This is a genomic window from Orbus hercynius (assembly GCF_003634275.1).
Classification (GTDB): domain Bacteria; phylum Pseudomonadota; class Gammaproteobacteria; order Enterobacterales; family Orbaceae; genus Orbus; species Orbus hercynius.
On the sequence record NZ_RBWY01000002.1, the window covers coordinates 230,603 to 242,578 of the forward strand.

General features: G+C 38.7%; 11 protein-coding genes. 5 read left to right on the forward strand and 6 right to left on the reverse strand.

The window, feature by feature from the left end; genetic code table 11:
• The first annotated feature begins 12 nt into the window (after positions 1-12).
• Positions 13-1,845, forward strand: a complete 1,833-nt coding sequence (glmS, locus tag DES39_RS06600) for a glutamine--fructose-6-phosphate transaminase (isomerizing) (protein WP_121144999.1) — start codon at positions 13-15, stop codon at positions 1,843-1,845.
• A gap of 256 nt (positions 1,846-2,101) precedes the next feature.
• The gene (argA, locus tag DES39_RS06605; protein WP_121145000.1) at positions 2,102-3,430 is read left to right on the forward strand and encodes an amino-acid N-acetyltransferase; all 1,329 of its coding nucleotides are present in this window, start codon (positions 2,102-2,104) and stop codon (positions 3,428-3,430) included.
• Here the strand turns inward: argA and mutH are convergent.
• Positions 3,427-4,116: a DNA mismatch repair endonuclease MutH gene (mutH, locus tag DES39_RS06610; protein WP_121145001.1), complete on the reverse strand. Its 690-nt coding sequence runs from the start codon at positions 4,114-4,116 to the stop codon at positions 3,427-3,429. The two genes, argA and mutH, sit on opposite strands and share 4 nt — an antisense overlap.
• 120 nt (positions 4,117-4,236) lie before the next feature.
• On the opposite strand from mutH, the gene DES39_RS06615 reads away from it, so the two are divergent.
• The gene (locus DES39_RS06615) at positions 4,237-5,007 is read left to right on the forward strand and encodes a TerC family protein (RefSeq protein WP_121145002.1); all 771 of its coding nucleotides are present in this window, start codon (positions 4,237-4,239) and stop codon (positions 5,005-5,007) included.
• A gap of 40 nt (positions 5,008-5,047) precedes the next feature.
• On the opposite strand, the gene DES39_RS06620 is transcribed toward DES39_RS06615, so the two are convergent.
• The 5 genes from DES39_RS06620 to glnA all read right to left on the reverse strand — a co-directional run bounded on the left by DES39_RS06620 (position 5,048) and on the right by glnA (position 10,566).
• Positions 5,048-5,596, reverse strand: coding sequence for an NADPH-dependent FMN reductase (locus DES39_RS06620; protein ID WP_121145003.1), 549 nt, complete (start codon positions 5,594-5,596; stop codon positions 5,048-5,050).
• Positions 5,597-5,675: 79 nt separating this feature from the next.
• A complete protein-coding gene (locus DES39_RS06625; RefSeq protein ID WP_121145004.1) occupies positions 5,676-6,272 on the reverse strand; it encodes a Dps family protein in 597 nt (198 codons plus the stop codon).
• 199 nt (positions 6,273-6,471) lie between these two features.
• On the reverse strand, positions 6,472-8,004 hold the full coding sequence (glnG, locus tag DES39_RS06630; RefSeq protein ID WP_121145005.1) for a nitrogen regulation protein NR(I): 1,533 nt from the start codon (positions 8,002-8,004) through the stop codon (positions 6,472-6,474).
• 12 nt (positions 8,005-8,016) lie between these two features.
• Positions 8,017-9,069, reverse strand: a complete 1,053-nt coding sequence (glnL, locus tag DES39_RS06635) for a nitrogen regulation protein NR(II) (protein ID WP_121145006.1) — start codon at positions 9,067-9,069, stop codon at positions 8,017-8,019.
• Between the two features lie 87 nt (positions 9,070-9,156).
• Positions 9,157-10,566 (reverse strand): glutamate--ammonia ligase, encoded by a 1,410-nt coding sequence (gene glnA, locus DES39_RS06640; RefSeq protein ID WP_121145007.1) that lies wholly within the window; start codon positions 10,564-10,566, stop codon positions 9,157-9,159.
• 450 nt (positions 10,567-11,016) lie between these two features.
• Between glnA and DES39_RS06645 the strand changes: the two genes are divergently transcribed.
• The gene (locus tag DES39_RS06645) at positions 11,017-11,448 is read left to right on the forward strand and encodes a rhodanese-like domain-containing protein (protein ID WP_170143368.1); all 432 of its coding nucleotides are present in this window, start codon (positions 11,017-11,019) and stop codon (positions 11,446-11,448) included.
• Positions 11,449-11,472: 24 nt separating this feature from the next.
• A complete protein-coding gene (secB, locus tag DES39_RS06650) occupies positions 11,473-11,970 on the forward strand; it encodes a protein-export chaperone SecB (protein WP_121145008.1) in 498 nt (165 codons plus the stop codon).
• Positions 11,971-11,976 lie beyond the last annotated feature (6 nt).

Sequence of the window (11,976 nt, forward strand, 5' to 3'; positions counted from 1 at the left end):
AAGGAACTAAATATGTGTGGAATTGTAGGTGCAATAGCAAAGCGAGATATTGCTGAAATCTTGTTAGAAGGTTTAAAACGATTGGAGTATCGTGGTTACGATTCAGCGGGTGTTGCGATTATTTCACCACAAGGTGAATTACAACGCATCAGACGAGTGGGTAAAGTACAAGTTTTGCGTGATGCAGTGCAGGAAAACCCACTAGCCGGTTCAACTGGGATTGCACATACTCGTTGGGCGACACATGGTGAACCAACAGAACTCAATGCTCATCCACATGTCTCTGATTTTATTGCTGTTGTGCACAATGGTATTATTGAAAATTTTGAGCCTTTGCGTGAAACACTCATTGCCAAGGGATATCAATTTCGCTCTGAGACGGATACCGAGGTTATTGCACATTTAGTGCATTATACTATTACGCAATTACAGTGCTCGCTCTTTGACGCCGTGCAGAAAGTGATTCCGCAGTTAAAAGGGGCTTATGGTACGGTTATTATGGATAGCCGTAACCCTGATATTTTGGTGGCAGCCCGTTCAGGTAGTCCATTAGTGATTGGGCTTGGCGTTGGTGAAAACTTTATCGCATCCGATCAGCTTGCATTACTTCCAGTCACCCGCCGCTTTATTTTCTTAGAGGAGGGGGATATTGCGGAAATTACGCATCGTAAAGTCACGATTCTTGATAAAGCTAATCAGCCCGTTGCACGTAAAGAAGTTGAGTCTGATGCCAAATATGATGCTGGTGATAAAGCAGGCTATCGCCATTACATGCAAAAAGAGATTTATGAACAGCCTAACGCGATTAAAAACACGCTTGAAGGCCGTATTAAACATGGTCTTATTGATGTGTCCGAGCTCGGTGAGCATAGTGATGCTATTTTAGCAAAAGTTGAGCACATTCAAATTGTTGCTTGTGGCACAGCTTATAATGCGGGATTAGTTTCTCGTTACTGGTTTGAAGCGTTAGCAGGTATTCCATGTGATGTTGAGATCGCTTCTGAATTTCGTTATCGTAAACCGGCTCGTCGTAAAAATAGCTTATTTATTACCTTATCACAATCTGGTGAAACGGCGGATACATTAGCCGCGTTACGTTTAGCCCAAGAGTTAGGTTATTTGAGTACCTTAGCGGTTTGTAATGTTGCTGCTTCAACATTGGTTCGTGAAGCTGAGTTAGTGCTATTAACGAAAGCGGGCGCCGAAGTGGGTGTTGCCTCGACGAAAGCATTTACCACTCAGCTAACAGTGCTGTTAATGTTAGTTGCTAAATTAGGCCGTGTTCATGGCATGTCGGATCAAACTGAAAAAGCAATTGTTCATGCTTTACAAGCTCTACCGAGTCGTATTGAACAAGTATTAATGTTTGAGAACCAAATTGAAAAATTAGCAACACGCTTCGTCGATAAACACCATGCGTTGTTCCTTGGCCGCGGTGATGAATATCCGATTGCGATGGAAGCGGCATTAAAACTGAAAGAGATCTCTTATATTCATGCCGAAGCTTATGCCGCGGGTGAACTTAAGCATGGTCCACTTGCACTTATCGATAAAGAAATGCCGGTAATTGTCATGGCACCAACGAATGATTTACAAGAAAAGCTCCGATCAAATATTGAGGAAGTCAGGGCACGAGGCGGGCAACTTTATGTCTTCGCAGAGGAAAATGCTGGTTTTGTCAGTGATGATACGATGACCGTGATTTCTCTGCCGCATATTGAAGAGTTGACGGCGCCGATCTACTATACTGTGCCAACGCAATTACTGGCTTATCATGTTGCGTTAATTAAAGGCACGGATGTTGATCAACCAAGAAACTTAGCGAAGTCAGTAACCGTCGAGTAATTTTTTACTATGTAGTGATTGCTAGCGTAAAAACTGTGAGAGTCAGGATAATGGTATTCTGATATCTGGCTTTTTTTGCGACGGCAATCAATTTCTCGCCTCTTTGATTTTCGTATTTATCGCCGCTATTTTTTGTATTCTATTGTAGAGAGTGATTATGTCATTTATTTGCATAAAATTGCTTGCCATTTGCTAAAAAATAAATAAAAATACATAAATACTGCATATTTATTCATTTTTAGGTATTTGAGTCAAGATGAAAGAGCGCACAACAGAATTAGTCAAAGGCTTAAGGCATTCGGTGCCTTATATCAATGCACATCAAGGCAAAACTTTTGTTATTTTATTAACTGGTGCAACGTTGAAAAGCCATAATTATGCAAACATTATTAATGATTTAGGATTGTTACATAGTTTAGGTATCAAGTTAGTTATCATCAATGGTGCCAGAAATCAAATCGATGATGCGTTGCAGAGTTTACATATTGAGCCAAAATATCATAAATACACTCGAGTCACTGACGCCAGAACCCTAGAGGTCGTTAAACAAGTGACCGGTTTATTGCAGCTTAATATCACCGCGAGTTTATCGATGAGTTTGAATAATACCCCATTACAAGGATCACATATTAATGTGGTGAGTGGTAACTTTGTGATTGCACAACCATTAGGTGTGGATGATGGTATTGATTATTGCCATACTGGTAAGATTCGCCGTATTAATTGTGATGCGATTAATGAACAACTTAATCACGGTTCGATTGTGCTGCTTGGCCCTGTTGCGGTATCTGTTACCGGCGAAAGTTTTAATTTATCATCTGAAGATGTGGCGGCGGAAGTGGCGATCAAGATAAAAGCAGATAAGTTAATTAGTTTTTGTGCAGAACAAGGTATTTTAGATAGCGATGGGAATGTCATTACAGATCTGTTCCCCAATGACGCTGATAATTACGTTAAAGAGCGTATGAGCAAGGATCAGTATTTATCTAGTGATATTCGTTTCTTACGCGTGGCATCACGTGCATGTCGTAATAATGTCTATCGTTGCCATTTGGTCAGTTATTTAGTGGATGGTGCGATATTACAAGAGCTTTTCTCGCGAGATGGTATTGGTACACAAGTTGCGGTGGAGCATTCAGAACAAATTCGTAAAGCAACCATTGATGATATTGGTGGTATTTTAGAACTGATTCGACCACTTGAAGAACAAGGGATTCTCGTACGCCGTTCACGTGAGCAACTTGAGATGGAAATTGATAAATTTACCATTATTGAGCGTGATAGCACAACGATTGGCTGCGCAGCACTGTATCCTTATCTTGAGGAGGGTATGGCCGAAATGGCTTGTGTTGCTATCCATCCAGAATATCGTAGCTCGGCTAGGGGGGATATGCTGCTTGATAAATTGATTGAGCAAGCACAAAAAATGAAAATCAGCCAGCTATTTGTCTTAACCACACGCAGTATTCATTGGTTTAGAGAAAAGGGATTTATTCCTGCACAAGTCGATAACTTACCCATTAAGAAAAAACAGCTTTATAACTATCAAAGGAACTCCAAAATTCTCATTTTAGATATTGATTAATTTTGCTGCGTTACTTGGTTTAGATAGTTGTTTAATATTTGGGCCGTGAATTGTTTTTTGAGATAAAACCCTCTTGGGCGAGTCATAATCGGCTCGCCATATTCATTAAAGGCGGTTGTTAATGCTTTGCCATTTGCTGCTTTAGGACGAATTTGTAAAACCTCTCCCTGTCTGGCGGTGATCTGCTCGATTTGCCCCAAAACAATCATATCCATGAGTTCTTGCCAATCTTGTTTTAATTGTTGTTCTTCGCCAGCTGATGGTTGCCATAATATTGGTGTACCAACGCGCCTTTCAGCAAGCGGAATATCACGTTCCCCCTCAACGGGAATCCAAAGTACCTTATTTAATTTGTATTTCACATGACTACTTTCCCATGTGATACCGTGATTGGCGGTTAGTGGGGCAACGCAGACAAAGGTTGTTTCGAGTGGTTGACCTAGTTGATTGATCGGAATGGTTTTTAATTCAATACCAAGATGGGCAAAATCGCGCTCAGCCTTACTACCCGCATCGGCACCAAGGTACAGTTCAATGAGTTTACCAACCCAGCCTTTTTCCCTTCTGAGATCGTTTGGAATCGTCAGGTCAATATGCGTTGCAATAGCTTTAAATGAATATCCTGCAATGGTTGCTGCGCGTTGAATTAACTCAGCTTCACTTGTTGGACGAGGGTGTATTTTCATTTATGAAATCAATGTGTTGTAGGCAATAATTAAAAAGATGTCGCCATAGATAAATTTAGTATCAATTCGCTATTTTATTGTATAAAATAGCCAAATGCAAAATTATGTAAAGTTTTTATTATGTTTGAATGGATAGCTGATCCTAATGCCTGGCTAGCATTAACTACTCTGACTTTTTTAGAAATTATTCTGGGTATTGATAATATTATTTTTCTGTCTCTTGTTGTGGCAAGATTGCCTAAACATCAGCAAAATTTAGGGCGCAAGTTAGGATTAGGCGGGGCAATGATTATGCGTATTGCATTACTTGCCTCGCTTGCCTGGGTCGTTCGATTATCTCATCCGTTGTTTTATATTCACCAATGGCAATTTTTGGGTTCACAAGCAGATGTGAGTGAGTTAATTGGCGTATTTGCTGTCTCTGCCCGAGATATTGTGTTGTTTTTAGGTGGTGCATTTTTAGTTTGGAAAGGTTCGCTTGAGATCAAAGAAATGCTCTCAGTTGGCCATCACGAGAGTAAAAGTATTAAACAGTTATCGTTTTGTAAGGCGATTGCTGAAATCATGGCGCTTGATATGGTTTTCAGTTTAGATTCGGTTATTACCGCAGTGGGCCTTTCGGATCACATTTTTATTATGATTGCAGCTGTGGTAATAGCGGTGATGTTAATGATGTTTGCCGCTAGAGCTATTGGTGATTTTGTTGAAGCTCATCCCACAATTAAGATGCTAGCGATTGTTTTTTTAGTCATGGTTGGCTTGGTATTAATGATAGAAAGTTTACATATTCATGTACCAAAAGCTTATATCTACTTTGCGATGTTCTTTTCTCTTGCGGTAGAAGCACTGAATTTATGGCGAGCGAAAAAACTTAAACAGGCTCAAAAATAAAAAAAAGCACCGATAGGTGCTTTTTTTTATCAAAATTAGTCTATTTTACTTTTTCAAACCAAGCTGCATAGGCATCGATAAATTGTTTTAGAAATGCCTTTGTCTTTTCATTAATCTCACCTTTTTCATCAAAGGATTGAGCTACGCTACCAACGTAAGCTTCTGGCTGTTGTAGGGTTGGCATATCTAGAAAAACCAATGATTGGCGTAAGTGATGATTAGCACCAAAACCGCCAATGGCACCTTGTGAGACTGAGATTACTGCTGCAGGCTTTTTAGACCACACACTTTTACCATAAGGACGTGAACCAACATCAATCGCATTCTTAATTACGGCAGGTGTGGTGCGATTGTATTCTGGTGTCACAAATATTACACCTTGACTTGCTGCGATGTCATTTCTAAACCGGGCATAGCTTGCTGGTGGCGTTGCGGTATCAATATCTTCATTATAAAGAGGCAGATCACCAATTTGGATAATGTTTAGTTTAAGGGAGGCCGGCGCTAATTTTACTAAAGTGTTTGCGACTTTTAGATTATAAGACTCTTTACGTAGACTACCGACTAATACAGCGATCGATTTATTCATTATCAAGCTCCATTTTATTTTAGAGATAGGCAGAAAAAGCCTCGCCACTATTGTGACGAGAACTTATCATCAATAATAATTAATGACCTGATGAATCTGATTTTCTACTCGTTTCAAATAAGAACCAAGCACGTTGTTCTGCCTGATTAATCCACTCTTCAATGAGGCTTGCGGTTGCAGTGTCATTATATTGACCACAGATATCGTGAGCTGCACGTAAACGTGAGGTTAAGGTAATATTATCTTGGCATAACTCTGCTAACATATCTGATGGTTCAACAAAGTCTGCATCGTTATCTTTGATACTTTGTAATTTAGAAATATGTCCAATAGAACGTAATGTTGTGCCGCCGAGTTTACGCACGCGCTCTGCAATCGGATCAGTCATTGCAAAGATTTCTGTGCCGTGATCATCAAACATTAAATGGTAATCGCGAAAGTGTGGGCCACTAACATGCCAATGAAAATTTTTGGTTTTTAAATAGAGTGCAAAAACATCAGCTAATACAGAATTCATTGCAGCCGAAATATCTTTTGATGCCTTTTCTCCTAAATCGGTAGGAAATAAAAGTGGAGCTTTACGTAAATTTTTCGCTTGTTCAATCGTTTTCTCAGTTACTTTTTTTACAGTTGTAGTTGGTGTGACCTTCTTGGCTGTAGATGTACTTTTAGCCATAATAAATCTCCTTATTTGAGCGTAATTGCACTGCGATTTAAATTCATTAATAACCATACGGTTATTATTTATAAAATTACAACCTTCACGTGTTGATGTCCAGCAAATTAACCAAATTTTTAACTATCATTACTCTTTTATTTTCGACTTATTGTGATTATTACGAGATGAAAATTTTCATTAGCCATGACATTATTGATCAGGATAAATTATTTTCAGCTATAGATTCTGATAGCTCTTTCAACTTTCTTGTTAAAGTATTACGGCCCCAACCGAGTAATTTTGCTGCTTCTTGTTTATGGCCACGGGTAAATTCTAGCGCAGTTTCAAGTAAAATTCGCTCAACGTGATAATTCACTTCAGATAAGATATTGTCTTTACCCGCTAATAGCGCAAATTTACTCCATTTTTTGAGTTGATTTTGCCACTCCTCAGCGGAAATATTAGGCTGTGTTGCCAATCCATTAGTGTGGTTTCTTTCATCACTATGACGTATTTGTGTCTCGTCTATCAGTAGATCTGTCGGTAGATCTTGAGGTAAGATTTCTTTGCTTGACGACATGACGGTGAGCCAGCGGCAGATATTTTCTAATTGTCTGACATTTCCAGGCCAATTTAGTTGTGACATAATGTGTAGTGCATCTGGTGTTAAAATTTTCGGCTCAACACCGAGCTCTTTGGCGGTGGTTTGTAAGAAGTGCTGTGCTAAGGTTGGGATATCTGTTGCGCGTTCACGAAGTGGTGGTAATACAATTCTAATGACATTGAGGCGATGAAACAGATCTTCACGAAATAGCCCTTCTTTCACTCGATACTCTAAGTTTTGATGTGTTGCGGCAATAATCCGCACATCGACTTTTACCGGAGAATAACCGCCGATGCGATAGAATTGACCATCTGCAAGTACCCTGAGTAAACGCGTCTGGACATCTAATGGCATATCGCCAATTTCATCTAAAAATAGTGTACCACCATTGGCTTGTTCAAATCGTCCGTGGCGAATTTGTGTTGCGCCGGTAAAGGCACCTTTTTCATGACCAAACAGTTCTGCCTCAATCAAATCTTTGGGAATTGCTGCCATATTTAAAGCAATAAAGGGGGCATGGGCTTTGGGGCTATGAGTATGTAAGGCTTGGGCAACTAGCTCTTTGCCGGTACCTGATTCACCATTGATTAAGACATTAATCGATGACTTGGATAATCGGCCGATAATACGAAATACTTCTTGCATTGCAGGGGCTTCACCAATAATACCAGTCGAAGTCGATTTATTTTCAATCTGTGATGAACCATTAATTTGGTTTTGAATGATTGCCCGTTCAACCAGTTGTATCATTTCATCGACATCAAATGGTTTAGGGATATAATCAAACGCCCCTTTTTGGTAAGCGTTAACTGCGGCATCAAGATCAGAATGCGCGGTCATAATAATCACCGGTAAATTCGGATAATGTTCTTTAACCGATTTAAGTAGCGTCAGGCCATCTATTTCGGGCATTTTAATATCTGAGATAAGCACTGCTGGTTTTTGAATCGTGGTTTCAAGTGCATTAAGGGCACTGAGACCATTGTCAAAACAGCGACAGAGAAAACCCACTTGGGTTAAGGCTTTTTCGAGTACCCAACGAATTGAATTATCATCATCGATTACCCAAACTTGTTTGTTGTTAATTGCGGTGCTGTTATCGCTGCAATTAATCGTGGGACTAATATTATGGATATGATAATTCATCATATTGCTCCTTTACTGGCGAATCGGTAGATAAATAGAAAATATTGTATGCCCAGGCCAGCTGCTGAATTCAATTTTTCCATGATGTTGATCAATGATATTGCGTGCAATAGATAGCCCTAATCCTGAACCGTTTTCATGACCACTGACCATTGGGTAAAAAATGGTATCTTGTAGATGCATTGGAACACCGGGGCCATTATCTTCAATATCAATTCTGGCGCATAAACGATAACGAGATCCTTGAATTGTAACTTGAAATGCGGTACGTGTTTTTATGATAATCATACCATCAGGCTGGTTATTTAGCGCCTGTAGGGCATTGCGGGTAATATTTAAGATAACTTGCTCGATTTGTTCGGGATCATGAAATAATTCTGGCAAACTGGGATCATAATCGCGCATGATCGTGATATTGTCTGGTTTTTCAAATCTTAATAGAGCGTAAGTACGTTCAATAGATTGGTGAATATTGGCCATTTTTTGCTGTAAAACATGTTGTGGGCCAAGTAATCTATCGACTAGATTTCTTAATCTGTCGGCTTGTTCAATGATTAAGCGGGTATAATCTTGTAATTCATTTTGTGGTAACTCTTTTGATAACAGTTGCGCGGCGCCACGTAAACCACCTAAGGGATTTTTAATTTCATGAGCTAGCCCGCGAACCAGTTCTCGAGCGGCTGTTTGCTGTGCTTGTTGTAACTGTTCTTGTGATAACTTTTTATGATTATTGAGTGGAGTCATTTCGATAATAATCGAATGATGATTAAACTGTTGTGCTGTTAAGGAAAGTACATAAAGCTGAGTATTGACGACGATATTAACTTCGTTATCCGTAAAACCTTGCCCTTGTGCTAGTGCAATATTCATCAATGAAATATCTAATGAACAATATTGAAGTAGCGATGGAAAATGGGCGCCATAAAGTTTTTTAGTGCTTTGGGCAAGTAACTGCTGAGCGGCCATATTCGCGTAAATAACATGAAGCTTATTATCGAGTACTAAAATGTTGGTGAGTAATGAATTGAGAATGGCATCAGTTTCGGAAAATCGCTTTGTGACCAAAATTTGCCTCCCTAGAAAAGTTATCTATATTCGCTATTGTTAATAGACTTACTATTTTAATAATAGTAAGTCTATTAACAATGCGCGTTACAGACTGTAATAAAGTTCAAACTCAACCGGATGTGGCGTCATACGGACACGATCAACTTCTTCGGTTTTTAATGCGATATAGGCATCAATCGTATCATCAGTGAAGACATTTCCGCGAGTTAAGAATTCACGATCTTTATTCAGTGCTTCAAGTGCTTCTTCTAATGAGCCTGCAACTTGTGGAATTAACTTAGACTCTTCTGGTGGTAGGTCATATAAGTTTTTATCCATTGCATCGCCCGGATGGATTTTGTTAATAATGCCGTCAAGGCCAGCCATTAACTGTGCTGCAAATGATAAGTATGGGTTACTTGTTGGATCAGGGAAACGTACTTCGATACGACGAGCTTTCGGGCTGCTCACAACTGGAATACGAATTGATGCAGAGCGGTTACGTGCTGAGTAAGCAAGCATAACAGGTGCTTCATAACCAGGTACTAAACGTTTATAAGAGTTGGTTGTTGCATTTGAAAATGCATTAATCGCTTTAGCATGTTTGATGATACCGCCGATATAAAATAGCGCCATTTCTGATAAACCAGCATATTTATCTCCCGCAAAAAGGTTCACACCATCTTTAGCTAAAGATTGATGGCAGTGCATACCAGAGCCGTTATCGCCAAACATTGGTTTTGGCATAAAGGTTGCTGTTTTTCCATAAGCGTGTGCTACGTTTTGTACTACATATTTGTAAATTTGTACTTCATCTGCTTTTTTGGTTAATGTATTAAAGCGGCAAGCAATTTCATTTTGTCCCGCTGTTGCAACTTCATGGTGATGCGCTTCAACAACAAGTCCTAATTGTTCCATGATTAAACACATAGCAGAGCGGATATCTTGTGATGAGTCGACTGGGGGCAGTGGGAAATAGCCACCTTTTACACCAGGACGATGGCCTTTATTGCCTTCATCATATTTAGTACCAGTATTCCACGCGGCTTCGATATCATCGATATGCACGAAGCTGCCAGACATTGGCGTACCAAAACGGACATCATCAAATAAGAAAAATTCTGGTTCTGGCCCAACAATCACCGTATCAGCAATACCTGATGCTTTTAAAAACTCTTCCGCCTTTTTAGCAATTGAACGTGGGTCGCGATCATAACCTTGTAGCGTTGCTGGCTCTAAAATATCACAACGCAGATTAACCGTTGCATCTTCAAAGAACGGATCGATAACCGCACTGTCTAAGTCAGGCATTAGCACCATATCGGATTCATTAATCCCTTTCCATCCTGCAATTGAAGAACCATCGAACATTTTACCATCTTCAAAGAAATCAGCATCAATTTGGCTTACAGGAATGGTAATGTGATGCTCTTTACCTTTAGTATCAGTAAAGCGCAAATCAACAAATTTGGCATCGTTTTCTTTAATCATTGTTAAAACTTTTTCTATAGACATATCGGTTCTCCATAATTAGGATGAAATATAAACAATATATTGAAATAATTTCCAGTAAATGAAGATAAGCAAAAACAATGCCAACATTTCAAGTAATGTGAAAATAAAAAATAAAGCATATATTTCAAAATACTATATTTTTTAATTGAGAATTATAAGGTCAATAACTCAAACTACAATTAGGATTTTATTGCTCATGCACCAATTTGGAATTAATGCACTAAATTAATGCAATTGTACGCTGCTTTGGTTCGAAATGATATCATCTGTTACGATTTTTGTTGTCTTAGATATAAAATTTGAAGAAGTTAGTGATCATTCGCTAGCGTAAATTAGTCAAAATGTCTGCCTTTTTGATTCAAGACTATATTTCGGTCAACAATATCGTTATAATCACCATTTAATTTTAAGACATCAACCAACACAGGTAATTGTATTAATATGGACTACATGATTAGCGAAATAATCCCTTTTATAAAAAATCACCCAATTTTGACATTGGCGTGGATTGCACTTTTTGTGGCGATTATTTATCTTACGGTTAAAAGTAAATTAACTAAAGTTAAAACGATTACAAATGCACAAGCGATTCATATGATGAATAAGCAAGAGGCTGTCATTGTTGATCTTCGTTCTGCTGATCACTTCAAGAAAGGGCATATTACAGAAGCATTGAATATTTTGCCTATTGATATTAAAAACGGTAGTATAAAGCTAATTGAAAAGTATAAAACCTCGCCGGTTATCCTTGTTGATGATAATGGAATGCTCGCTAATGCATCAGGTGATATTCTGTCTAAGCATGGATTTGAGCAAGTTTTTGCATTAAAAGATGGTATTTCTGGTTGGAATGGTGAGAATTTGCCATTAGTAAAAAAATAGGATAAATAAAGTAGGAAAGTAACTATGACAGAACAAAGTAATGCACAACAATCACACAGTTTTTCGATTCAACGTCTTTATATTAAAGATGTTTCATTTGAAACACCTAACGTACCACATATTTTTCAAAAGGAGTGGAAACCTGACGTTAATCTTGAAATAAATACTTCATCTCAGTTAATTACTGATGAAATTTATGAGGTTTCACTACGTCTGACCTTGACAACAAAATCTAACGATGAGATTGCTTACATTTGTGAAGTCACGCAGGCCGGTATTTTCTCAATGGTGGGTTTTTCGGGTAATCAGCTGCAGCATTGTCTTGGTGCATTTTGCCCAAATATTTTATTCCCATATGCGCGTGAAGCCATTTCTAGTTTAGTGAATAAAGGGACTTTCCAAACAGTGAATTTAGAGCCAGTTAATTTTGATGCGCTATTTATGAACTACGTCCAACAACAAAATAATGCTAATCACACAGCTGACAGTCAACAAGCCAATAACGGTGAGCATTTACAATAATTCATT